The organism is Bradyrhizobium ganzhouense (assembly GCF_049949285.1).
In the GTDB taxonomy this organism is placed as follows: Bacteria; Pseudomonadota; Alphaproteobacteria; order Rhizobiales; family Xanthobacteraceae; genus Bradyrhizobium; species Bradyrhizobium ganzhouense.
Genome location: NZ_CP181318.1, coordinates 7289100 through 7313138, shown reverse-complemented (window position 1 = coordinate 7313138; position 24039 = coordinate 7289100). Strand labels below are relative to the sequence as shown.

Annotated in this window: 24 protein-coding genes, 1 tRNA gene and 1 pseudogene; 8 read left to right on the top strand and 18 right to left on the bottom strand. The window is 59.5% G+C overall.

All coding sequences use genetic code 11. The features are described from left to right. Window positions 1-369: 369 nt before the first annotated feature. Both ACLFLU_RS33985 and ACLFLU_RS33980 read right to left on the bottom strand, forming a co-directional pair. Complete coding sequence (locus ACLFLU_RS33985; protein ID WP_426409064.1) at window positions 370-1086, bottom strand: flagellar hook assembly protein FlgD; 717 nt, start codon at window positions 1084-1086, stop codon at window positions 370-372. A gap of 13 nt (window positions 1087-1099) precedes the next feature. Beyond that, entirely contained in the window at window positions 1100-2716 is a 1617-nt protein-coding gene (locus ACLFLU_RS33980) for a flagellar hook-length control protein FliK (RefSeq protein ID WP_426409063.1), read from the bottom strand. A 350-nt stretch (window positions 2717-3066) separates the two neighbouring features. Between ACLFLU_RS33980 and mnmA the strand changes: the two genes are divergently transcribed. The 4 genes from mnmA to ACLFLU_RS33960 all read left to right on the top strand — a co-directional run bounded on the left by mnmA (window position 3067) and on the right by ACLFLU_RS33960 (window position 5663). Then, window positions 3067-4248, top strand: a complete 1182-nt coding sequence (gene mnmA, locus ACLFLU_RS33975; protein ID WP_426409062.1) for a tRNA 2-thiouridine(34) synthase MnmA — start codon at window positions 3067-3069, stop codon at window positions 4246-4248. A 20-nt stretch (window positions 4249-4268) separates the two neighbouring features. Further along, window positions 4269-4907 (top strand): class I SAM-dependent methyltransferase, encoded by a 639-nt coding sequence (locus tag ACLFLU_RS33970; RefSeq protein ID WP_426409061.1) that lies wholly within the window; start codon window positions 4269-4271, stop codon window positions 4905-4907. Between the two features lie 46 nt (window positions 4908-4953). After that, window positions 4954-5316 carry a hypothetical protein gene (locus ACLFLU_RS33965; RefSeq protein ID WP_426414126.1) on the top strand — a complete coding sequence of 121 codons (363 nt, stop codon included), beginning with the start codon at window positions 4954-4956 and terminating at the stop codon, window positions 5314-5316. Window positions 5317-5586: 270 nt separating this feature from the next. After that, window positions 5587-5663: transfer RNA gene (locus ACLFLU_RS33960), tRNA-Met, on the top strand. A gap of 393 nt (window positions 5664-6056) precedes the next feature. Here the strand turns inward: ACLFLU_RS33960 and ACLFLU_RS33955 are convergent. After that, window positions 6057-6995: a recombinase family protein gene (locus ACLFLU_RS33955; protein ID WP_426409060.1), complete on the bottom strand. Its 939-nt coding sequence runs from the start codon at window positions 6993-6995 to the stop codon at window positions 6057-6059. Here ACLFLU_RS33955 and ACLFLU_RS33950 point away from each other — a divergent pair. The 3 genes and pseudogenes from ACLFLU_RS33950 to ACLFLU_RS33940 form a co-directional block, all read left to right on the top strand. After that, window positions 6989-7354, top strand: a pseudogene (locus tag ACLFLU_RS33950) (chromosome partitioning protein ParB); the annotation flags it as partial. The gene ACLFLU_RS33955 and the pseudogene ACLFLU_RS33950 sit on opposite strands and share 7 nt — an antisense overlap. Window positions 7355-8029: 675 nt before the next feature. Continuing rightward, window positions 8030-8326, top strand: coding sequence for a hypothetical protein (locus ACLFLU_RS33945; protein WP_426409059.1), 297 nt, complete (start codon window positions 8030-8032; stop codon window positions 8324-8326). Window positions 8327-8449: 123 nt separating this feature from the next. Further along, on the top strand, window positions 8450-9151 hold the full coding sequence (locus tag ACLFLU_RS33940; protein WP_426409058.1) for an IS6 family transposase: 702 nt from the start codon (window positions 8450-8452) through the stop codon (window positions 9149-9151). Window positions 9152-9381: 230 nt separating this feature from the next. Here ACLFLU_RS33940 and ACLFLU_RS33935 read toward each other — a convergent pair whose 3' ends face one another. From ACLFLU_RS33935 to ACLFLU_RS33875, 13 genes are all read right to left on the bottom strand, one after another. Continuing rightward, entirely contained in the window at window positions 9382-10233 is an 852-nt protein-coding gene (locus tag ACLFLU_RS33935) for a Wzz/FepE/Etk N-terminal domain-containing protein (protein ID WP_426409057.1), read from the bottom strand. After that, the gene (locus tag ACLFLU_RS33930) at window positions 10230-11114 is read right to left on the bottom strand and encodes a glycosyltransferase (protein WP_426409056.1); all 885 of its coding nucleotides are present in this window, start codon (window positions 11112-11114) and stop codon (window positions 10230-10232) included. Before ACLFLU_RS33930 ends, ACLFLU_RS33935 begins: the two co-directional genes overlap by 4 nt. Beyond that, window positions 11111-12235 (bottom strand): hypothetical protein, encoded by a 1125-nt coding sequence (locus tag ACLFLU_RS33925; RefSeq protein ID WP_426409055.1) that lies wholly within the window; start codon window positions 12233-12235, stop codon window positions 11111-11113. The genes ACLFLU_RS33930 and ACLFLU_RS33925 overlap by 4 nt, the downstream gene beginning before the upstream one ends. Beyond that, complete coding sequence (locus tag ACLFLU_RS33920) at window positions 12232-13125, bottom strand: glycosyltransferase (RefSeq protein ID WP_426409054.1); 894 nt, start codon at window positions 13123-13125, stop codon at window positions 12232-12234. Before ACLFLU_RS33920 ends, ACLFLU_RS33925 begins: the two co-directional genes overlap by 4 nt. Window positions 13126-13199: 74 nt before the next feature. Beyond that, entirely contained in the window at window positions 13200-14450 is a 1251-nt protein-coding gene (locus tag ACLFLU_RS33915) for an O-antigen translocase (protein ID WP_426409053.1), read from the bottom strand. A 10-nt stretch (window positions 14451-14460) separates the two neighbouring features. Beyond that, the gene (locus ACLFLU_RS33910) at window positions 14461-15564 is read right to left on the bottom strand and encodes a DegT/DnrJ/EryC1/StrS family aminotransferase (protein ID WP_426409052.1); all 1104 of its coding nucleotides are present in this window, start codon (window positions 15562-15564) and stop codon (window positions 14461-14463) included. Further along, entirely contained in the window at window positions 15565-16500 is a 936-nt protein-coding gene (locus ACLFLU_RS33905) for a GNAT family N-acetyltransferase (RefSeq protein WP_426409051.1), read from the bottom strand. It lies immediately after the preceding gene. Between the two features lie 4 nt (window positions 16501-16504). Beyond that, entirely contained in the window at window positions 16505-17446 is a 942-nt protein-coding gene (locus ACLFLU_RS33900) for a glucosyl hydrolase (RefSeq protein ID WP_426409050.1), read from the bottom strand. Window position 17447: 1 nt separating this feature from the next. Beyond that, a complete protein-coding gene (locus ACLFLU_RS33895; RefSeq protein ID WP_426409049.1) occupies window positions 17448-18110 on the bottom strand; it encodes an acetyltransferase in 663 nt (220 codons plus the stop codon). Continuing rightward, complete coding sequence (locus tag ACLFLU_RS33890; RefSeq protein ID WP_426409048.1) at window positions 18107-18517, bottom strand: sugar 3,4-ketoisomerase; 411 nt, start codon at window positions 18515-18517, stop codon at window positions 18107-18109. Before ACLFLU_RS33890 ends, ACLFLU_RS33895 begins: the two co-directional genes overlap by 4 nt. A gap of 248 nt (window positions 18518-18765) precedes the next feature. After that, window positions 18766-19026, bottom strand: coding sequence for a hypothetical protein (locus ACLFLU_RS33885; protein WP_426414230.1), 261 nt, complete (start codon window positions 19024-19026; stop codon window positions 18766-18768). Window positions 19027-19175: 149 nt separating this feature from the next. Then, window positions 19176-19469 carry a hypothetical protein gene (locus ACLFLU_RS33880; protein WP_426409047.1) on the bottom strand — a complete coding sequence of 98 codons (294 nt, stop codon included), beginning with the start codon at window positions 19467-19469 and terminating at the stop codon, window positions 19176-19178. Between the two features lie 216 nt (window positions 19470-19685). After that, window positions 19686-20078, bottom strand: a complete 393-nt coding sequence (locus tag ACLFLU_RS33875) for a hypothetical protein (protein WP_426409046.1) — start codon at window positions 20076-20078, stop codon at window positions 19686-19688. A gap of 212 nt (window positions 20079-20290) precedes the next feature. Between ACLFLU_RS33875 and ACLFLU_RS33870 the strand changes: the two genes are divergently transcribed. Next, on the top strand, window positions 20291-21229 hold the full coding sequence (locus tag ACLFLU_RS33870; protein WP_426409045.1) for a hypothetical protein: 939 nt from the start codon (window positions 20291-20293) through the stop codon (window positions 21227-21229). Window positions 21230-21474: 245 nt separating this feature from the next. Here the strand turns inward: ACLFLU_RS33870 and ACLFLU_RS33865 are convergent, their stop codons facing one another. Together ACLFLU_RS33865 and ACLFLU_RS33860 are read right to left on the bottom strand one after the other, a co-directional pair. Beyond that, window positions 21475-22323, bottom strand: coding sequence for a GIY-YIG nuclease family protein (locus ACLFLU_RS33865; protein ID WP_426409044.1), 849 nt, complete (start codon window positions 22321-22323; stop codon window positions 21475-21477). A gap of 861 nt (window positions 22324-23184) precedes the next feature. Next, window positions 23185-23901: an IclR family transcriptional regulator gene (locus tag ACLFLU_RS33860; RefSeq protein ID WP_426409043.1), complete on the bottom strand. Its 717-nt coding sequence runs from the start codon at window positions 23899-23901 to the stop codon at window positions 23185-23187. Window positions 23902-24039 lie beyond the last annotated feature (138 nt).

Below are 24039 nucleotides of genomic sequence, written 5' to 3'. Positions count from 1 at the left end.
AACTCTCAACCACTGAACTCACTCCACAACCGTACGCATCGCGGCTTAAAAATCCGCTAAGCCTAAGGCTTCAATACAATTCTCGTTGAAACTTGCGGGAACACGGCCGGCCCGGCGGGCTGAAAACGCAATTTCAGCGGGCCGAGCGGGGTCTTCGTAAATATTTTACTAATTTTACTGTCGCCCCGGCCGAGTTGCGCAATCGCGCACAGGGAGCCGGGACCCATGACCACAGGGGGCAGTGTGGCGAAGTCTCGCAGTCGAGAAGTCTTCGGCGGTACTGTTACCTGCGTCTCACCGATCCATCACGCGGTATGGATCCCGGCTTTCGCCGGGATGACACCGTATTTGTAGCCTCAGCGCGCCGCCTCAGCTGCCGGAGCTGCTGCTGGTGGCGACGATGCTCTTCACCTGGCTCAGCGTGTAGCTGTTGCCGTCGATCGTGAGCAGCGGCGGCGACTGGGTCAGGTCGACGGACGACACCGTGCCCTGCACCTGCGCTGCGACGCCGACATTGTTGCCCGAGGTGTCCTTGCCGGTCGCCGTGATCGTATATTTTCCGTCCGGCCATTGCGTGCCGTCATTGCCCTGGCCGTTCCAGGTGAAGGGAATGTCGCTGCCGGCGCCGGCGGTATATTTGCCGGTAAACACGGTCTGGCCGCTGGAATTGGCGATGGAAATATCGACGGTCGCGCTGGAGGGCACGTTGAGGTGCCAGGTCGCCGAGGACTGCGACATGGTCGCGGTGGTGCCGTCGACCACGGCGGTCTTGCCGACGTAGTCGAGCGCCTGGGTCGCTTGCGTGGTTTTTTGCAAGGTGACGAGCTGCGACAGCGAGTCGTTGGTCTTGAGCTGCTGCTCGACGCCGGCGAACTGCACCAGCTGCTGGGTGAACTGATTGGTGTCGAGCGGACTGAGCGGGTTCTGGTTCTGCAGCTGCGTGGTCAGCAGCGTCAGGAAGGTCTGGAAGTTGCCGGCGAGCGTCGCGCCCGTGGATGAGCCGAGGCTCGAGCTTGACGAGGATGACGCTGGAAGCTGGGTCGTACCCGAAACAACCGAAGGTGCGGTGCCTGATGTGGTGGTCATTGGCGAATACTCCTCACACTCTGATGTCGACGCCGCTGCTCGATCCGAGCATGCGGCCGTAGCTGCGGCTCACGGGCGCGGCCGCGGCAGAATCCTCGTCACTGATGATCAGCCGGCGGGAATTGCCGGAATTGTCATTGTTCTGGCCGGAGTTCTGTCCCGACGAATTCTGGTCGCGCAGGCTGAAGGAGAGCCCGTTGCTGCCGGTCTTGAGGCCGGCATCGTCGAGCGCGCGCTGCAATTGCGGCGCGTCCTGCCGCAGCATCTGCAGCGTCTCCGGCTTCTCGACGGTGAGATGCGAGGTGACCTGGCCGTTGCGGTCGACATTGATGCGCACGTCGATGCGGCCGAGATCGACCGGATCGAGGCTGATGTCGAAGCGGGTCTTGCCGGAGCGCGCGGCGGCCGCGATCTCGACCGGAATGCCGCTGATCGGCACGGCGTTCGAAGTCGCCGCGGTCGCGGTCAGCGTCGCGGTGGAAGCGGTGGCCGTTGATGTCGTATTGGTCAGCGGCGCCTGCACGGCGTTGGCCGCTTGCGTGCTGGCGTCGGTCGTCGCAGCGGCAACGGCTTGCGTGTCGGCATGCGCATGCGTGGTCGGCGTGGCCGGCGCCGCATCAGCCGTGCGATTGGCGGCATCAGCCTTGGCGTCGGCAGCAGCTGCATCAGTCTGCGGCTTGGCGGCTTGCGGATGCGCGGCGGCGTTGGCCGTCGTCGCAATCGCGGGATTTTGCGCGGTGGCCGCAGTCTGCGCGGTCTTGCCGGTGTCCTGGCCGATATTGGAAACGTCGGTTTGTCCTTGCGCGGTCGCCGCAGCCTTGAACGACGTCTTCGGCGTGCCCTGATCGACCGCCGTGAGCTGCGCGGCGTTGGCCGCGGGATCGGTTGCGGTCGCACCCGTTGTCGTGGTCGCCGCGTCGGTCAGCGCGGCCTTGGCGTCGGTGGTCTTGCCGTCGGTCTTGCCGGTCGTATCGGTCTTGGCGCCGGCGATCTGTGCTGCGGTCGAGGCGCTGGCGGCGATGCCGGCGGCTGCAATCGTCAGCGGCGAGGAGGCGGTGTTGGCGGCCTGGCTGGCTGTCGCGTTCGGATCGACCGGCAGCACGGGCGCGGCAACGGGGAAAGCGGTCGGATTGGGCGTCGCCGGCGTTCCGGCGGCCTGTGCCGCGGCCGAGGCATCGACCGCGGCGGCGAGGCCATCGGTGGTGGTGCCGTCGGTCTTGTCACTCTTCTTCGAATCGTCGGACTTGTCGCCCGCCTTGGTGGCGGAGGCGTCGGACTTGTCTTTGGTCTTGGTCGTCGCGTTGGTCGGATCGGCCGGCGTATTGCTCGCCGCCTGCGTCGAGGAGTCGGTGCTGCTGCTCGCCTGGTTCTGCGAGGATTGGTCGCTCGAGGACGAGTCGCGCGTGCTCCGGTCGGACGAGGAGGACGACGACGAGGACGAGTCACCGCGTCGCGGCGCGTTGTCCTGGCTCGAGGACGAGGCGCTGTTGCTGATGGCCTGGGTGTTGCTGTCGACCAGGGCACCGAAGGAGTCGCTCGGCGTCTGGTCCTTGGTCTGCGACCGGGCAGGCTTTTGCTGCGCGCTGGAGGCCGGCGCACTTGCCGCTACGTCTGACGTCACACCAACCACAGGCGACCCCTTGAAAACATCTTCGGGTCAGGAGGTCAGCAAGGAGCGGGCCAATCTCGCGATGTGATAATTTATATAATGAAATCAATATCTTGATTGTTTGGTGCCACCTTTGCCGGTGCCCTTCCAGCCCCGTCAATTCTGCCGCCCCGGCAAGAATTGCCCTAAGCTTTCGACCGGTGCGATTGCTTCACCGGAATGCCGCCTATATTAAAGGGTGCTCTCAGCCGCTTTCGACCGGGCAAGCCGCGCTGCCCTTCGGGAACCGAAGTTCCCGGGGATCGCCGATGTCCCGGTCAAAGGCACAGAAATCGCGGATCACCGAACGCCGCCGTCAACTCGTAAAACCCATGCTCAACAGTCTGGATCTCGAAGGCCGTCCCGAGGACACCAGAGTCGTCGTTGCCATGTCGGGCGGCGTCGATTCCTCGACGACGGCTGCGCTGTTGAAGGCGGAGGGCTATGACGTCGTCGGCATCACGCTGCAGCTCTACGATCATGGCGCTGCCACCCACCGCAAGGGCGCTTGCTGCGCAGGCCAGGACATCCACGACGCCCGCGACGTCGCCGCCAAGCTCGGCATTCCCCATTACGTGCTCGACTACGAGGACCGCTTTCGCGAGTCCGTCATCGACAACTTTGCCGACAGCTACGCGCTCGGCGAGACGCCGGTGCCGTGCATCGAGTGCAACCGCTCGGTCAAATTCCGCGACCTGCTGAAGACCGCGCGTGAGTTAGGGGCGCAGGCGCTCGCCACCGGCCATTACGTCGCCTCGCGCCGCCGCGATGACGGTTCGCGCGCGCTGGTGTGTGCGGCCGACAGCGATCGCGACCAGAGCTATTTCCTGTTCGCGACCACGCAGGAGCAGCTCGACTTCCTGCGCTTCCCGCTCGGAGACATGACCAAGCCCGAGACGCGCGAGCTCGCGCGCCGCTTCGGTCTCTCCGTTGCCGACAAGCACGACAGCCAGGACATCTGCTTCGTGCCGACCGGGCGCTACACCGACATCATCACCCGTCTGCGTCCGAACGCGATGGACCCCGGCGACATCGTCGATCTCGACGGCCGCGTGCTCGGCCAGCATCACGGCATCGCCAATTTCACCATCGGCCAGCGCCGCGGCCTCGGCATCGCGGCCGCTGCACCGCTCTACGTGGTGCGCCTGGACGCCGCCAACCGCCGCGTCGTCGTCGGCTCGCGCGATGCGCTGAAGATGCACCGCATCACCTTGCGCGACGTCAACTGGATCGGCGGCGGCGACATCGACCGCGCCATCGGTTCGGGCCTCGAGCTGTTCGTCCGCGTGCGCTCCACGCGCGCGCCGCAGCCGGCCTGGCTGCGCGGCGCGAACGGCCATTACGAGGTTGAGCTCGTTGCCGGCGAAGAGGGCGTCTCGCCCGGCCAGGCCTGCGTGTTCTACGACGCGCCCAGCGGCCAGGCGCACGTGCTCGGCGGCGGTTTTATCCAGAGCGCCGCGGCGAAGGTCGCAGGCCACACCGCGCGTCCGCTCGCCGAAGCCGTGCGCGGCTGAGAAGATTTAGGGCAGGGGGCATGGCAGCAGACATCTCGCGGGCCGGGGTCGAGAAGGCCTATGGCCGCTGGGCGCCGGTCTATGATCTTGTGTTCGGCAAGGTGTTCGATGCCGGACGGCAGTCGACCATCGCGGAGGCCGACCGCATCGGCGGCCGCATCCTCGACGTCGGCGTCGGCACCGGCCTGTCGCTGTCGGATTATTCGCGCACCACAAAGATCTGCGGCGTCGACATTTCCGAGCCGATGCTGCGCAAGGCGCAAGCGCGCGTGCGGGCCCTTCGCCTCTCCAACGTCGAAGTGCTCTCGGTGATGGACGCGAAGAATCTCGCATTTCCCGACGCCGCCTTCGATGCGGTGGTCGCGCAATATGTCATCACCGCCGTGCCCGATCCCGAAGGCACGCTCGACGAGTTCGTGCGCGTGCTCAAGCCCGGCGGCGAGCTCATCCTCGTCAACCACATCGGCGCCGAAAGGGGTTTTCGCAAGCTCTCCGAGCTAGCGTTTGCGCCACTCGCCCGCCGCCTCGGCTGGCGTCCGGAATTCCCGTGGCAGCGTCTGGCGAATTGGGCCGCAAAGCACGGCGGCGTCACGCTGGCCGAGCGCCGCCCCATGCCGCCGATGGGCCATTTCTCGCTGATCCGCTACCACAAATCGTAATGTTCAGAGGCTGGAACAGGGCGTGCGCCTCGCGCGTTTCCTGTCCATGCGCACCACAGCAAACATCATCCTGGCCAGCCTCCTGATCGCCGCCTCCGCGCCAGCGATCGCGCAGGCCCCGCCGCGACCTGCAACGCCGCCGCAAGCGACCGCGCCGCAATCCACCCAGCGTGCCGCCGACTGCACGCCGCAGGATCGCCCGAACCGCGCCACCGCGCCGGACGGGATCACCACCGGCCAGTCCCGGGAACCGCTCGGTGACAAGCTGGCAAAATCCGACGGCGTGCTTTGCCCGCCCGCCGGCGTCGACCCTGACATGCACGCCCCCGCGCCGAGCACGGACGGCAGCATGCCCGTCATCCCGCCTCCCGGCAGCCCCGGCGGCGACCCCACGGTCCGGCCGAAATAAGGCCTGTTCCGCGTCCCAATCTCCGTCATGCCCGGGCTTGTCCCGGGCATCCACGTTCTTTGGCCGGGGCAACGAAGGCGTGGATGGCCGGGACAAGCCCGGCCATGACGGCTTCAGCGATAAAAAAGGCCATATTCACAAGGCGGCACATCCCGCCGTGGCCTCAGCGAAGGCGGAAAAGGCGGAGCACTTTGCTTGACTTCCCGCCGCCCCCTTCTTTATATGCCGCGCGTTCGCGAGATCGGCCTGTTTCGGCCCTCGTGACCCTGTGGCGGGGTAGCTCAGCTGGTTAGAGCACGGGAATCATAATCCTGGGGTCGGGGGTTCGAGTCCCTCTCCCGCTACCATCTTTCCCCACACCCCTTTGACTTGGTTCGGGAAAGCTTTTTCGCCCAACAGGGCGTTTAACGGGCCAGATATCTCCACCGTGACGCCACCGAGGCGTGATGGATCTCGGAAGACGGTGACCGTGTCGATCAGGTCTCTGATGGCTTCGGCGGCCTCTCCGTCGCCCGAACGGATACCCTTCGTTAGCGCCTCCTCGAGCCGATCTAGCTGTTCCTCATATCGCTTGAGAATAGCTGGATGCAGCGCGACCTCTTTTGCGGCCGGCGGTTCGCTCTGCAACGCTTCAGATATCCGCTTTCGTTTGACATCCAGGGCAGTCGATTGCGGACCGAGAACGGATGGGTCGCCGTGCCCTTTTGCAATCGTGTCCACTAACCGTTCGATTTCCCGATTCAACTGCCCGAGCTGCTGTTCGAGACGCTGCCTCTTTGCATTCGATGTGATTCCGAGGCGTTTCGTTCTTCTAGGTAAGTACGCACGTCCTCCGCAATAACTTTCAGCGCACGCAACTCGGCCCGCAAACCACTGAGAACCGCGCTCTCAACTGTGTCTAAATAGAAGGTCTTTGGGTCAGAGCACGTGCCGCTCTCCGTCGCAGCTGAGCATCGAATGCGAACGCGCCCCGATTTGTCCTTGCCATTGGTCGACATACCGGCGCCGCACGCACTGCAACGGAGCAGACCAGACAGCATCCGGCGTGGCCGACGTTGATGGCTGGGATGGGTATGACCGCGCTCTTCTTTGCGCTTCTGAGCCGCTGCGAACAGTTCGGGTTTGATAATTGCAAGATGCGGCACGTCAGCAACCTGCCACTCACTCCGCGGGTTCGGGCGTGACAGTCGTTTTCCCGTGTCAGGATCCTTCACCTTCCTGACCTCGTTCCAAACGAGACGTCCCACATAAAGCTCGTTCTGCAGGATGCCGGCTCCCCTCTCAAGGTTGCCGTTGATCGTCGAAGCATTCCATGCTCGGCCTCGCGGAGGTGATACCCCGTCCTTGTTGAGATCGTGCGCAATTTCGCGAGGGGTTCGACCCTCGACGTATTCCTGGAAGATGCGCCGAACAGCTTGTGCCTCGGCCTCGACGATGGCGCGCTCGCCGCTTCTTCCGGCGATCGCGGCATATCCGTATGTCGGGCCGCCTCCAGCCAAGCCCTGTTTGATCCGCCCGGCCAGACCGCGACGCACTTTATGTGCGTTGTCTTCGCGATAGAGTTGTCCGACCAAACCGCGAAGGCCGACCAGCACGGTATTGACGACGCCTTCATGGACCGCGCGGATCTCGATCCCGAGAAAGGATAGCCGCTTATGAATGCCTGCGAGGTCTTCCATATCGCATCACCGACGATCAGGCGCGGCAGGAAAGCGTTTATGAACGCCTGTCCTACGACCGCGATGCCAGTACCATCCGCCGTTTGCTCACCGAAACTCATGTCGCCGCGACGGATCGCCGCGCGCGGTTTGTCGGGCTCGAGGCCTACATCGAGGCGGGCGGTACGATTCTGCGGGACCTCTTCACCGAGGATCGCGGCGGCTATCTGGAAGGCCTGGCGCGGCTCGATCTCTTGGTGACAGCACGGCTTGGCCGGGAGGCGGACGCCCCACGGGCTGCCGAGGGATGGAAGTGGATGGAGCCCCATCTCGACTTCCCGCACGCCCACGGACTGCGCCGCGCCTACCTTGAGGGCGTGCTGCATGGCACCGCTGAGCGGCGCCTCGCTTATCCCCGCCAAATGGCGTGACCGGCGCGGTAATGACGCCGATCCGGCGCGACGCAATGATCATGGCCATAAAAGTCTGCGGTCCAAGCAAGAACGGCAAAAATGACCGCAAGCAGGGGAAAGACGTTGCAGCCTCCCGATGCCATCTTCCTAGATCCAAGCTTTCGCGTTCCTAAAGCCGTCCATCCCTCTGACGTAGCAAAAGTCGGCGTGATCGCCCCGAACGAGGACGCAGTGAGGTCGCGCCTATCGCGCCAATCTACTCGTCCTTGAGAAGGAATGCGTGCGCCAACGAAAGATGAGAATATGCCGATCCTTCGTATCATGGCTGCCGTCTTGGTCGCAGCTTTGAGCCTCAACGCTTTACCCGTGCGTTCCGGCGGGCCACAGGAATGCCTCCCGCGGTGTATCGCCGCACGTTTCGTTCGTAGCTGCGTCCTGCCGGAGGGTTGACGGCTTGGAGGGGGAGAAGGCTCCGGGCAGATATAACAATACTGGGCCGTTGCGCTGTCTTTGCCGTGTTGCTGCACCCTTGCTGATGTCAGGCGCGTGAGTGGCTTATGCCTTCGACGCGTCAGCAACGCTGCGCGCAATTTGATTTTCATCTGGTTCCAAACGCAACGTCGTGAAGAGGGAGATTTTTCGGTGATTGATCACATTCTTAGATTTATGACTCTTGGGACCGTCATCATTGGATGTATCGCTATATTCACAGCGCTGTACACCAACAATCGGCGTTTGGGAGCTGATATCTTCCTTAAATATTCGGACCGAATTTCCGACCTGCGGCGTCGCCGACCAATGACTGCTTTTGTAGAAGGCGGTGCTTACAGCAGCGTAGAAATGGCGACAGACGAGCGTCGAGTGGCGCACGAGATCATCTACTCAATTCTTGAGCTATTTGAGCTAAGAGTGCACGGCTTCTTTCCGTCGGAGATCTAGAAGATTAGGGAGTCCGACATCGAAGCGCTTCTCACTCTGCCAGTCTTCCGACGGGAATTGGAGGCCTTGGATCGGCGATGTCAGGTTAACGCTCGATCAGCGAAATCTTCGTAATTGGTCCAGATGAGCTTCCGCGCCGTCAGCTACAAACGTCATCGCTTTCCGCCCCAAGTCATCGCCCACGCTGTGTGGCTGTATTATCGGTTTCCGCTGAGCCTGCGCCTGGTCGAGGAGATGTTGCTGGAACGCGGCATCATGGTCTCGTATGAAACGGTGCGCTGCTGGGCCAGGAAGTTCGGCCCTGGGTATGTCCACCGGCTTCGCCGCAAGCTGGCTTCGCGGCACGACATCTGGCATCTCGATGAAGTCGTAATCTCGATTTGCGGCAAGAAGCGCTGGCTGTGGCGGGCTGTCGACCATGACGGCTACGTGTTCGACGAGATCGTTCAGGACCGCCGCGACAACAACGCGGCGAAGCGCTTACTGGCGCGCTTGCTCAAGAAGCAGGGGCTGGTACCGAAACGCATCATCCCCGACAAGCTTCGGTCCTATGGCGCTGCGAAACGACAGGTCATGCCCGATGTCGAGCACCGATCACACAAAGGCCTGAACAATCGGGCCGAGAATTCGCACCTGCCGATCCGAAAGCGCGAGCGGGCGATGCAAGGCTTTCGGTCGTCGATTAACCTTCAGCGCTTTGGTTCGGTCTTTTCCGCAATCAGAAACCATTTCGTCCCGCCCCGCTCAAAACGGCGCGCTTTCCCCACCCATCTTCATCGTCTCAAAGCTATGGCCGATTGGAAGGCCATCACCAACACGGCCTGAAATCTGCCCTTACGCACTTCTCCTTGGCCAGCCGAAATTCAACCTGACATCACCCATTTGCATCCCCATGAACGAGCAAGCAAATGGTAAGAAGACATTTCTCGGCCTTCAACCCACAAGTTGGATTGATGCGCGCCGCATCCAAGCGCCACCTTTCGGAAACGGCTTATCCCTGCGGATCTGCCTCCGTCCCCTCCGAAGCCAACTCCTCCTGCTGAACCTGTAGCGGCTCACCTGGACCCCACGAGCGCGGGACTCTGTTCCGTCAGTGCTCGAAAAACGTAGTCTCGTATCAGGGCGGCAAGGATTCCCAAGACAAGGCCAACGATTCCGGCCAGCGCAAAAATGAGAAGTCTGTTTGGGAAGACGGCTCTATCGGAAACAGAGACTTCGTCGAGCAATGCGGTGGGAAAGGTGTGAACCGGACTCAGCCGTTCAGAGACGTTGAGTTTGATCTGGCGAAGAGCATTGAGTTCCGTGTTCATGGCCGATTGAACGACATTTATTTGAAGAGCGTCTGCTGCGGTAGCCTCCGTGTTGCGAGCAACAGCATTGTGTCCCAGCTCGCTTCGGATACTGCTCGCTTCTTGCAATGCTCCGAGGATTTGATCCAATTGCGATCGCATCAGATCGATCGCGGGTTGCTGCATTCCGCGATGAATCGCAATCAGTGCGTCGGTGTTGCTTTGCGCTAACTGTCGAGCTTCTCCTGTCGTATAGCCACGTACCTTGATGCGGACGAGATCATCCGCACCCGGGACCGCCGTAACGGTGATGCTCCGGCGATAGAGTTTCCCCCCGGAGCCATCGACAGGCTGCGCAAGGGCTTTCAGGATTTCGTCTTGGAACGGCCGTAGTTGCAGTCGCTCGATGCTGCTGGCCACCGGCTCGATCAGCCGATCGCCCTGAGCTTGGCCAGTATGGCCGATCCGAACAACAGCCAAAGCTTCCCATTCTTGAGGCAACAGAAGAACAGCAATCAAGGCGCAAACCATGGCTGCGAGAGGGACCCCGAATAGCCAGGCTTTGCGACGCGCCAGAACCCGGAAGATTTCGACCAATTGAACTTCATCTTCTGTCATCGCTTCTCTCGCAACTCAGGTCTGGGCATGGCTACGGATTCTGAGGCGCCAAGAGCTCCATTCCATTTCGAGAAGTAAATGATGCCCGATTTCGCCGCCAGCCACCGACGACGCCAGGACTGACGTACTCCTCCCGCCCAATCGTGAACGACCTGAACGCTCGGCAAATAGTGGATGGCTGCGATCTGACGAAGCCGTCTGCCGGCATCTGCATCCTCAAAATGCAGAAAGAAGCGGGGATCGAAGCCGCCGATTCGCTTCAGGTCGCGGGTGCGGAAGAACATGAAGCAGCCAGTTGGGTACTGGACGTCGGTGATTATCTGCGCGTAGTCACGGTCCCGCATTTCGAAAAGATCGAGCCGCCGCTGAAAAAAGCTCCGGAGCCGGCTCGGGCAGAAGCCGCGAAGAGTCATCACGAGAAGGTCCGGATCGCGCTTGCATATGTGGTGACGACGCCCGTCGCTACCATATACGGCTGGTGAAAGCAGTCCGACCTGATGGTTGTGCTCCATGTAGGAAATCGCTCCGCGGAGTGCATCGGACTCCAGGTAGACGTCCGGATTCAAAACCAAGTGGTAATCCGAGCGCGCTTTCTCGATGGCGATGTTGTTGCCTCGCCCGTAGCCGGAGTTCGATGTCGACTTGATGAACTCGGCACGCGCGGTCGCCGTCTCGGGGAATGCTTGCAGCATCGTTGCCTCAAGGCAGTTCGACCAGGCCGGGTCGCATGAATTGTCGACAATGAACAGAGTGGTCGAGAGAGGATATGCTTCAGAGGCGACCGCCAAGGCACGATGAAGCGCGAGCAAAGCCTTGCGAAACGCTCCGACGTCAGATCGGTAGGTCACGATCGAAATCGATAATGTTGGCGTTTTGGTCATTGGTATCGCGTCGCGGCCGTAGGCAAAGTTATCGCGAAACAGTGGCACAACAGACACAGAAGTACAAACGCGAAGCTGCTCCATGTGAAGGCCTGCGGAGCAAAAGGAGCCATGACGCACACGTAAGACATGCGCAGGAAGATCAATATCAAAAATGGAGTTATCCGCCAGCAAAGCAGCGTGACGCTTAACACCAGCATCGCGTAAAGCGCGAGGATGGCACCAAGGGCCCCAGGCCAACCAAGGGCCATAAGAAACGGGAAATATTCCGTGCCGACGTTGATGGTTTGTGCGTCTAGTGGAATGTCCGTGCCGAGTGTCGCTATCGATCCGCGGAGTGGCACGAGCTGGTTCAAGAGAAAATCGGCATTGTGATAGTTCTTCGCCAGAATAGCGCTGAAGTTGTAGGTGCCCGCACTTGCATAGAGGAACAGCCACTTCAGGGCCGGCGGCGAGCTTTGGAAAAAGTCACTGAAGGGGAGCGGCAGGAAGTCCAGCGAGCCAGTCCGTATAATGCCAAGTACCGAGAACGTCGCGGCGACAATTGTAGTTAGCAGCGCAATAGTAACCCAAGGTAAGGGAGCAGTTGTCTTTTTCCGAAGAGCCAAAACGACGAGGGTAGAGAACAGGGCAGCCAACAGCCTGTTGCGGTCGATAACGAGGATGGGGAAAATGAAACCAACCAGGATGAACAAATAGCGTGACGTTCTGTTCCGCAGACAAAGCAGCGCGATCGGAGGGAGAGTCCAGCTCATGTAGGAGACATGGCGGATGGCGGCCCGCCCATCTTCCAATGTTGCGTAAGAGGAAGGATCCACGATCAGCGGGATCGGAAAGAGCGTGACGTCGATAAGACAGAAGGCGATGATAATCATGCCGAAGACAGCGGCGACGAGTCCTTCGCGTGTGCCTACGAATTGCATTGCCGCGAACGTGCTTCCTGGCGGCAGGCGTATCTGAATGACGCTATCGACTACAACAAACACGGCCGACACGCCTGCCAATAGGTAAATTCCCGGAAGGTAGTTGTCCGGCAACCTGAAGCAGGCCAGCGTCACCAGGCACGAAACGAACATCGGGACTGTGAAATAGAATGACGGATAGCGAAGAAGGGCTTTCATGGCCGCTTCCCCCAACGATCGATCCTCGCATGCATGTGCGCCCTTGCGCTCAGCAGCATGAATCGAATCATGCTCGCCACCAGAGAAACCGGGCGTCGTTCAAGAAAAGAAATCTTGGCTGCGATCAGGTTGGATTGCGCGGCCAATAACGCCTGATCCGACCGACCGAAAAGAGGTAGGTGCCGACGAGCTGTTTTGATGGCATCCGAAAGATTGGCAATGCGCCTCGCGACATTGCGCGTTCGGGATGTGTTGTCGTCGTGAATTCGATAAGCGCCGACTTTCGCGTCGATGAAACCAAGTCGGTCGAGAGCAGCCAACCGGAGAAAGAAGCTCCAGTCGTCGATCCGGAGATCTTCGCTCCATTCACCTGCCTCTGAAAGGGCTTCCCGACGAATCATTGTGGAGGGGCCACTGATTGCCCATCGGCTAATGATTTGGCGGCGGATCCCGCTGTCGGAAGCGTATGCAGCTTTGTCTACCCGGTACAGGTCGACCATGGCACTGTCGTGCAACCTGTCGCCCGTGGCATCGACGACGGTGCAGTCGCCGATGACCGCCAGCTTGTCTGGATGGTCCAGAAGGTATTCAACCTGTGCCTGCAACCCGCCAGCCATGAAACAGTCATCGCTGGCCCCGAGCCTCAGGAAATCGCCGTTAGCACGTGCAGCGAGTTCATTCAGTGTCGCCGCGATACCCCGGTTGGGTCGCCTGAGATAATCGACTCTTATCACGGAGCGGTGCATTTCCGCCCACGCTTCGATGATGTCCGGGGTACGGTCAACCGAGCCGTCGTCGATAATTATCAGTTCCTTGTTGGGGTAGGGGTCTGCCAAGGCGCTGGCAAGGCAATCCCCCACGAACTTCTCGTGGTTGAAAGCCGGGATCAACAACGACACAAGTGGCGACGAAGACGTGAAGCACATAGGGACTTGGCTGGTGTAAGAGCTGTACGAACCTTAAACTACATGCGCAGAATGTAGATGCGGGCCAGAACGACGGAAAAGACAAGATATAATGCGTAGTTTATCGCAAAAGCATACATCGAGCCCACCAAGCCAAACCAGTCAGTGAAAAAGTACACCAGAACCGCATAGCTGGCGCTGAAGAATATTTCTGAGGTTATGAATGCGCCCTTCATCGCCTTGGCCATCATGATATAGGCCAAGAGTTGGGAGCCGACCTTGAGAACGTCTCCGAGAAGTTGCGGCCCGTACAGCGAACTCGCCGCCGCGAACTGCTCGCCGAAGACAAGCGTCGTTATCGTGTAGCGCAGAATGTAGATCATGGTCGCGATCGCCGCGGCCATGGGCAACACGTGCGTATAGGCTTTCCGCAGTTCGACCACGAACGCTTTGCGGTTGCCGATAGCGGACAATCTCGGAAGATAGTAGACGCCGACCCAGCCCGTGAAAAACGCCAGATATGCTTCTGATATCTTGCCGACGGCCTGCCAGTACCCAACCTCCTCCCAGGAAAAGCGCCCCGCCAGATAGTTCCTAATCCCGATGCTGACCAATGGGCTCAACAGAGCGGACGATAGTGTCATGGTGGAGTAGGCGGCGAGGTGAGAGGTCATAACCCGCTCGAAAGGACGCTTGAGAATCGATGCGTCGAAGTGCGGGCTGCGCCTGATCAACGGAAGGCTGATCATCAGCACGGCCGCCTGACCCAGCACCAGTGCAAGAATGGCTCCGTGGAGCCGAAAGGAATAAGCGAGAGTGCCCGTTAAAATGACTGCCAACGAGGATGCCACGACATAGGCGGTGGCGACGCGCGAGACGTCCATCAGTCCGTTGAGGACGGCGATTATGTAGTTGCCGGCGGCGATCGCCGGCTGCGCGGCCGCCAGTGCCCACACCAGGTTGCGATAGCGTATGTCGTCGAACAGCCACAACGACAGTGGAGCCGACAAAATGAACGTTAGCGCTGACACTAGACACGCGGCTACAAGCACATAGTGTGCGCTGGCGCCGAGAAGGCGGCTCAGCTTGTCGGGATCGGTGCGATATTCCGCGACGTATTTGGCGACACCGGTCGTGATCCCGCCGCTGCCGAGAACAGCGAGCAGTGCCGTGAGACTCATGAATTGGCCAAACTTTCCCACCCCTTCCGGGCCGGCGAACAAGGCTACGAGCTTGATGATCACAAGACCGGAGATGAGACGAGCTGCCGTAGCGATTGCAGAAAGCGCACCCGAGCGGAGGATACTCATGTGTGCTCCGCTAGAAGCTGTTGCATGCGGTAATGACTTTATCTACGTCTTCCATCACTATCGTCGGCCCAATCGGAAGACTCAGCACCTCCCGATGAATGGCCTCTGTCACCGGTAATACAAGGCCGTTCAGCGCTGCATAGGCCGGTTGCTTATGTGGTGGAACGGGGTAGTGCACCTGCGTGCGAATGCCGTGGCGCTCCAGGTGAAGCTGCAGTGCATCTCGTCGCGAACTGCGGATCACGAAGAGGTGCCAGACATGAGCTTCGTCTGTGGTGGCCGGTTGTGGCAACTCGATCCAAGGGTGGCGGATCTCGGCCAGATACCGTTCGGCGACATTTCGCCGGAGGGCGTTTTCAGTATCGAGATATCTTAGCTTCACACGCAACAAGGCAGCTTGCATTTCATCCAGGCGCGAGTTCACGCCTTGATAAAGGTTGTGATACTTGGTCCGGGAGCCGTAGTTGCGCAAGGTTGCGATTTGCTCGGCGAGGACCTCGTTGCCGGTGATCACCGCGCCGCCATCGCCGAGTGCGCCGAGATTCTTGGCGGGAAAGAAGCTGAAACCCGCTGCATCGCCAAAAGCGCCGGCCCTCACGCCGTTGCTCATTGCACCATGCGCTTGTGCGCAATCCTCGATCAGCAGAAGCCCGTGACGACGGGCAATTGCCACGAGTTCATTCATCCCCGAAATCTGACCATAGAGGTGGACGGCCATGATAGCCCGGGTGCGCGACGTGATCGCCTTCTCGACCGCCGCGGGATCAAGGTTATACGTGGCGGGATCCGGCTCGACCAACAACGGACGCATGCGGTTCTCGGAGATCGCGAGAAGCGACGCAATGAAGGTGTTGGCCGGCACGATGACCTCGTCGCCCTCGTCGAGAATCCCCAGCACTTTGTAGCCTCGAAGGATGAGGCTTAGCGCGTCGAGACCATTTCCTACCCCAATGCAGAATCGGGACTGGCAATAGTCGGCAAATTCACGCTCGAAGGAGACGAGCTCGTCACCGAGAATGTACCAGCCGGAGTCGATGACGCGGCCTGCTGCGGCTTTCAGCTCGTCGGCGTACTGCGCATTGACGGATTTGAGACTCAGAAACGGAGTCGTCATCTAAAGGTCCAGTTCATAAAAATCATGCGTGACGGCACGCGCACCAAAGCGCTCCTTTTGTGTGACCAGCCCTTCGTTAAGGAAACGGCCAGAATGCTCGGTGGAGATTCCGAGGCTGAAAAAGCGCCGGTCTGCGTAGGTTCGATCAATGAGTTCGATCAAGAGCACATCAAGCGCAGACATCGCTCGTCCGGTGTCAGAAGCGCCAATGTACTGTGTGTGTACGGTTGGACCGAAATCATATATCAGGACGCCCGCGAGCAACCGCCCGTCGTCGTCCCGTGCCTCGTGGAGAACGATTTCCTGTGGGAAGCGGGTCGAGAGAAGCCGCAGTTCTGCTGCGCTGTGTGTGAGCATCCTGCCGAGTTGTTCGGCTCTCTCGCTGAGCATACCGTGAAACGTCTCGAGATCGGTGCCACGACCGACAGTGATAGCTTTCTTCTTGGCGTTGCTGACCGACCTCGTCCGCAAGCTGGGGAAAGCTGCCATCCGGCCAATATCGATGACGGAGGAAAGATCGCGACGAACCAGCCGAGCGCCCAACCGGAACAATCCGTAGAGGTCCTCTTCGGTGGGATAACGATGGAATACGTGCGGTATCGCTTTGTACAAAAGCTTGGTGTAGCGGCGCTGCCGATAATGCGTCGCGATATGCTCCAGCGCAGCCAACGTGGCCTCCGCGCGCAAGGCCGGCGTCGAGATTAACCCCGCGTACGAAAGGCCGCCATGGCTGACGATCGCTTCACCGTCCTGGCTCGCGGGAAACACCGCGACCGGCTGGCCCTTTCGAACAACGATCAGCGATTGATCAACGAACCGGTCGGCATGATATTCCATGTAGTGGCGCAAGTGCAGTAAGTTGCCAGACCGGGACTGTAATACGACCGTATTCCAAATCGGTGCATAGGCCGCTTCGAAAGGACGTATCTCGATCATCGGCTCATCCTGCCGGTTCTTCGAGGTCGCTGGGGGCCAGAGCCAAGCCGAAACCGTCTCGTCCCATGTCATTGCCGTTGTAGAACATGAGGAGCGCATCGCGATGTCGGATGATGGCCGGATAGCACAGCGCTCGCGAATCCCAGCCGGTCGGGCTCAGCCCAATTCCCACTTCGTCATCCTTCCGGTCCCAGTCGATTCCGTTCCGCGAGTATGCAAGCCCAGCGAGATAATCTCCGGTGATCGTGCCTTTGGTGAAGTACATCACGTATTGTCCGCCAATGCGATAAACCCTTGGACGACCGATCCGGTATTCATCGCCTTGGGCGACCAGGCAAGTGGTTCCGGTGCGGGGCACCGCGAGCGGATCACGAACCTCGGTGTAGCGGATGTGGTATCGGGGATAGGGCAGACCCTGGATCAACTGCCAATCGTCACCACTCGCGTACCAGATCTTCCAGAGTCCTCGTTCGAACATGACGGAGTGGATGGCGCCAATCGTGGTCTGGCCAGGTGCGCGATCGAGAATTGGAGCCTCGGAAACCCTGGCGAAGCTGTCGCCGCCATTCACGGACTTGGCCATTCCGCTGAAGGCTAGAAACTTGGCCTTCGCGACCAGTTGAAACCCTACATAGAACATGTAGAGGCCGCCCGGTCCGGTGACGACGTCGCCCAGTATCACTCCGTTGTCGTCGAAGCAGCCTGCCCGGCCGATATCGAGCACCGGCTCGCGCGATACCGAGACGATACGAGTCGGGTTGTCGGCGCAAACGTCGACATAACCGATCCGGCTCACCCCCGCGCTGTCGCGAAATCCCGCGAAGACCCGGATGATCTCATCGTTGATGCGAAAGGGCGTAGGCGTTAGCGCGGAGTTATCCATCCATCCGCCCACTCCGTGCTTCGCCACGTCGAAGACGAGCCCTTTCTTCTCCCATGCGAACATTTTAGAGGCCTGCGTCGAAGCTCGACTTCCCCGGTACGGCTCGGGCGGGCGAACTCGCATAAATCCGGTCGGGCTCTGTGTCCCGAGCGATAAGGGCGCCCGATCCTATGACGCAGTTCTCGGCAACTTTGACGAAATCGTTGATCGTTGCGTTTACGCCGATAAAAGAGCTCTCGCCGATTTCGCAGTAACCTGAAATGGTTGCGTGTGATGCAACGAAGACGTGGTCTCGGATCACTGTTCGGTGCCCAACGTGATTGCCACTCCACAGAATACAGTTGTTTCCTATGGTGACGAACGGTTGAATGACATTGTTCTCGAAGATAAAGGTGTTTTCGCCGATCTTCGCATTGCGCCAGACAAAAGCGTGCGAACTCACGTAGGTGGCGAAGCGGTAGCCCCTTTGCTTTGCATCCAGATAGAAACGCGTCCGCAATCTGTTCAGCCCGGAGGATGGAATCGCGACGAACACCTCAAACGTCGCGGGAGGGAAATGGGTTTCGATTTCCTCGTAAGGTACGACCGGCCGATCCTCGATCTCCGCTTGCTTGAGATATTCACGTTCAACGCAAAAGGCGGCAACGTCGTACTCGGAATCATGGGTGAAATATTCGAGCGCGATCAGGGCGAACTCGCCGGCGCCGATCAGGATGAGAGGCTTCACCGTCGAGCGCCCTCCTGAGCAAGTCGGCAAAATTCGTCGTAGTCCCAAATATAGTCGGTTGGATCGTAGAGCTGGTCAGCAAGAACCATCAATACGCAGTCCTCGCTAAAGTCGCGCATTTCACGCCATATCATACAATCGAGCAACAGACCTTGGGCCGGATTATTCAAGACAATTTCCTTGCGGCTGAATCCATCGCTCAAGCGGAACGTCATCGAACCGCGCATCGCGACGGCAAGCTGCCGTAGATTTCGATGGGCATGAAGGCCGCGGTGAACGCCGCTTTTGGTGTCGAAGAGATAGTACACCCTTCGGATGACGAAGGGCACGTTCTTGCCGTCCTCAAGGGCGATGAGCATGCCACGCTCATCACCGTGCTTCTGCAATTGAATCAGTCTGATGTTCATTTAATTTCCGAAATTCTGCCAGGCAGCTCGGTTGCCGTGCTGCCTGGAGCGCCGCGGGGGGCGGCGTCCGATAGTCAAGTCTTGAGCCTATCCGAGTCACTTGGCCGCGTCGACACGCGATAATGGCACACGGCCTTCGCCGTTGCGCTGTGTTTAGCGCGCCCCTTGGAGATCTTGGTCAGATCGCGACTTGGACCCAATCTCGGTATCGGTGGTTGCGCCTCGCCGTCTGACCAGATGCGTTCGTTTCAACTTTCAAATAACAACTTGTCGGCCCGCTGGATAAGCGCTTCCCCCTTCGCCTGCATCTCCGCCGGGTGGGTAGCCAGGATGTTGGCCATTGCCCGCGCCTTGCCAAGCTCTTTCGTCAGAGCCTTGCGGTCGCCGCCCGACAGGGGCGTAGGGTGATACTTCGGGGCCATCCAGACATCCAGACGCAAAGAGATCGGATTGGCGATCTGGAGCGGGCTACGGCGTCTCGAACGCTGGCCAGCACCCGTCTTCTTCATACCTGCCGGTGCGCTGCTGGCACGTCTTGTCGAGCAGCCGCTGCGCGACGTCCTTCCAGATCGCGTTGCCGGCGATGTCAGGTTAACGCTTGATCAGCGAAATCTTCGTAATTGGTCCAGATGAGCTTACGCGCCGTCAGCTACAAACGTCATCGCCTTCCGCCACGAGATCGTTCGGCCTCCGCGGCAGCTTCCGCCACGTGAAGCGACAGGTTACTTGGAGCGGGGGTGATTTGCGGCGTGGCCTGAAGCGTATCCATCGTCGAATCTCCTCGATCGGCATCTCGCGCCAGGCGCTCCGCCCTGAGGCGCTTGTGGTTTTCCTGGAACTCCGGATCGGCGTGGCTGTCCGCTATCGTTTGCCGCGCCCCGATTGGATTTTGCGCCTTTCGGTCTGCTTCATCCGCGACTTGTTGCTCGGCGGAGCGCTTCCGTTTGGTCATTGCTCGATCCCTGCACCTGCGATTTGTCCGGAACTATCCAAATGAGTCCTGGGCCAATAGACGCTTGTCGCGCAGGCGGCGACCTCAAAAGTGCAGGGCGTCTCGCTCAACGGTCCCTGCGCACCGGCGAAGCTGTCATACGAACGCTTGGTTACATTGCGTCACAGCATGCTCTACGCTAGAGCAACCATAGACGACTTTAGAGGTGAGCACATGTCATATGCCTATAAGCTGAATGAAGACGTTCGCCACCAGCCCCAAGGTCCACAAGGACGTGCAGTAATTGATCCGGCAATGGTTTACACCATCGTTCAATGTATGCCCATCGAAGCAGATGGACGTCTTCGATACCGTATCAAGAGCAAGTCGGGGAATGTCGAGCGGGTCGTAACGGAAGATCAGCTGTCGTACTTTCAGTGATCTGGCGCGCTTGTTGGCAGGAGGAGTTTCGTCGTGTTGAATGATCGAGAAAATATCCTGATGGCGCTTCGGGAGAAGCCGCTCAAAGTCTACGAAGTCATGAAACGCGCCAACGTCGCGAACGAGGAAGCTTGCCAGTCCCTCCTGTTGAAAATGCGAGACGAAGGCTCGGTGAAGTTCGATATCCATAAAGGGCGATGGCTCATCGGATGAGCCGTGAATAGCGGCTACGGTCCAGGCATGCCTTCCGTTTCAGAACGTATTCCTCGTAGCTTAAGGTACGCTTGCGACATAAGACCGCGTCGAAGCGTCTCGACGAAGGTATTAGTTAGGGCGGTTGCGCTCGGGAACGTTGAATGGGTCATTGAACGAGACTTCGAGCTTTGTTGGGGCGGGGCCATATGGATTCGAAGGATGGTTTGCGTCAGCGCACCGTGAGCGCCGTATCCCGCTTGCGGGATGCTGGCCGCTTAGTCTCTGAACGTATTAGCACCTCGGTAGCAGGCGGATTGAGTGCAACGGCCTCTGTTGCTGGCGAGGCATACACGGCGGCGCTTGATTGGAAGAACAACAGCGAATTTAGCAGTTGGCTGACAAATCATCTGAGTAACCAATGCGCGACCATCGCTAGTAGGGCTATGGACGCTGAGTATCTTAGCACTCACGTGGGCGGCGGTTGGCACAGGCTATGCGACGGTGGTCATACTCTTGCTGGTAGCTGGAAGGCCGTTAGTTCGGCGTTGCCCGACGTTGCCGCGCTAGACAAACTTGGCATCTGGGCAAATGAGTATTGGAAAGACCTAATCACTACGCGCGGCATGCCGATTCTGATAATCGATCAGGTGGATCAGGTAAGCGAATATTTTAAGCACTTAGATAGCGTGAATGTAGCTCAGATTGTGGGTGGCGACATTTGCGGCGTGTCAATCTATTGCAACTGGAACGACCCAACGAAATTGGTGGCGTCTGCTACGGCGACTGAATGCAGCGGGATTGTTTACGCAAACGTGGTCGCACCGTTGGTGAGTTTAGTCGCTCTCGGTCGAGCCTATTTCCTAATCAGGAAATCTGAGCAAGACGATCTCCATGGCTTAATTGAACCGGCCTTGAAGGGGCTCACGCGCGGAGGAGCCACCATTCTGCTGATTACAGCGATTCCGGGTGGCTTCCTGCTGCATCTGAGCAGCGGCATAGTGATTAGCCTCGCCCATGGCTACGTCTGGGACAAGGGTACGGAGAACAAAGAAGTGATTCTAGCAGCGATCAAAGGCTGTCTGACGAAAGGGTTGTCTGGACTCCGAGGGCCTCTGCTTCTGCCTCAAAACAACAGTGCGACCTAAACGAAGGGGCCGCTACGGCGCTGACGTTGTAGGATAGAGTGCATCGCCTCCCGCATCTCTCCTACAGAGCAACGCCAAGCTCACGCTTTCTTCAGGCAACAGCCCGCCTCATTGGCTGACCATGTCCGGGGAAGGTCTCCGATCGCACCTTCCGCCGATCCCGCCCAGGCGGCATGCAGTGATGATGGGATCGGTATCTATCGAGCGATTGCTATTCGGAATTCGGTGCACCGTAACTCTGCGGGCTACGGACTTAGCACCACCTTATCTCGCGCTCTCTTGTATTCCAGGAGCTGCGAAACGGCATCGTAGGAATGATACCTTGCGTAGACACTCTTCGCATTCCGCTCGCGAAGATCGGCTAGAGCGTCAGCCCAGTAAGCGACCATTGCGCGGCGAACTCCTTCGCGCGCGAAGAAGCGTTCAGCCTTTGCAAAATCTTCGTCAAAGCTCACGCATACCGCTCTTTCGGCCGCCTTGTATTCGGCCCGTCGAACGTCGCCGCCGTGTTGGCCGAGCCACATGATCGTGTTTGGGTACTCCAAAATCAGGCGGTCCAGCACGAGGTAGTGCGAAAACTTGGCGCCGTTTGACGTGCGGGTGCTAAATGCAACTTCATGCGACCCGATATTCAATGTGAACCAGCGGCCTCCGTTCGTCTGGGGAAGCACGCTCAAAGTCCACGAGCCCTGCATGTCGAGGTTTCCGTACAACCCCGAGAGCTGAAACAAACTGAAAAGAAACAAGGTCACATCGGGGTTATGGAAGAGCTGATCCGTCCTGTCGCTATCGACGCGGAGAGGTGCGCTTATCCGCCGCAATTCCTTCCTCGCCTCGTGAGGAGCGACGCTGAACAACTCGTTCGTCCCCTCTACATTGACCTTTCTGGCGCTGAAATGGCGATGCGTTGCGCTTTCGACGACAGTGCAGTCCGTGACATGAACGAAGTCTGATAGCTCCCACGGTCCGTGAGCTGCGTACGCTTCACCACCATTTATTCCGCGTAAGCGTTCGCTGATGGGCCGCTCAGTACGGCCGATTTTTATGTGATCGCTGTTCGGTGAAACGAGAATATAGACGAAGCCATGCGGCATACGAACGCCCCTCATACCCAAGCAAGACGTGTATCGAGATGACGAGGAGAAGGGAAATAGAAAAATGGTCTGAGCCGGCAGCGCTTCTAGCGTTCGTTGACGCAAGCCCTTGAGACGGGAAAAGCGTGAAGGATTGCCCGCTCGATGACACGTCGGGCAAAAAACAGCCTGTTTCGCCACCCCGTCAACCCCTCCCTACAAAAATATTCCACTTTACCGAAATTCGGAAATGGCGTATGCATCGCGGCATCCCGGCTCATCCTTGAGGGGCGATCTCGTGTCGTCTTGATTGCGAGCCGGGCTTGCGGTGGACGCGGGCAGCGTTGGGTACGAGAGGTGCGGGCAGGGCGGGTAGTCCCTGTGAGCCCGAAACCGCGTGCCGACGAGCGGCGTTGTCTAGGTTCGTCTCGCCAGCATTCTTCCGGCAACGTCGACAACGCTGGAAGATCATGCGGCGAACAAGCGAGCCGTGCGTACGGCAAAACCGTGTGGTCCTGGCCGTCGTTGCTACGGTCAAGCTTTTCGCGGAGGTGCGGAGCGCCCAACCGGGTCAACTGCATCGCTCATCTGCGAGGCGAGGGAGGCCAGAAGGAACTCGGCTCCCGGGAGAGCACGGCATAAGCCGTCAACCCACTGCGCAGGGAAGGCCGAGTGATTGGCACCACCTGTATGCTGCTGTGCGGTTTTCCTGCGCTACACATTTCGCGCAGCGGACCGCGGGTGCGAGGTCAGCACCCGGTCTTCCCTGCGCCCTCTTGGACGAGAGGGTGGAACGACGAAGCAAAGCTCGGGCGATATCGGCCGCGAGGCCGCAAAGGCGCGTCTGCTGTTTGACAGATTCGCGCGCATCCGGATCGTGGTCTAGTCGCGCGCGTCGAACTTGCCGCCGAGAGCCCGCGTTGCGCGTGCGGCGCTTTCGATCAACGCCTTCACTTGGTCGCTCGACGTGTCGACCGTCATGGAAGCCCGGGTGCCGGCGAGGCTGAGCGTGAAGCGAACGTCACCATTCCAGTCGTACACGGGCGCCGCAACGGAGACGTAGCCGGCGAGATCAGAGCGGACGATGGTCGTGTAGCCCTTTCGTTTGAGCTCGCGTGCCGCATCGTCTCTGAATTTGCCGACATCGGCCTTGCCGCCGAATACGGCGTCCCATTCCTGCTCGATAAGATGCGTGGTCAGGTTCATCGGCAATCGGGCCGCGTAGATCTTGCCTGCAGCAGAACTCAACATCGGGATCAGTCCGGTGCGAAACTCGAACGCGCCGCGCTGGTCGCCGTCCTGCTTGAACAGGCTGATCGGCCCATCATCGGTCCAAGTGGTGACGGCGGCGCTTCTCCGCGTCGCGTCACGCAGATTGGTGACCTCGCGGCGAACGATCTCGAAACCGTCGATCTGCTGGATGGCACTGACGCCGAGCGAGAGCGCCGCAGGCCCGAGGCGATAGTGGCCCGGCTTTTCGTCCGCGGCGGCGAGCCCAATTCTGACGAGGCTCACGAGATAGTTATTCGCGGCGCTCGTCGTCAGATCCGCCAGCGGCGCGATGTCCTTCAAGGCCATCGCCTGCTGGCTCGTCTGCATAACACTCAGAATCCGAAAGGCAATTTCGACCGACTGAATGCCTCGGCGCGGCTTCTTCTCTTGCATCTGCTTCCTTCGAGCGGTTCAGCGAATCCAGATTGACACAAATGGCCGGCGGGAGCAGAATACAACAATAAA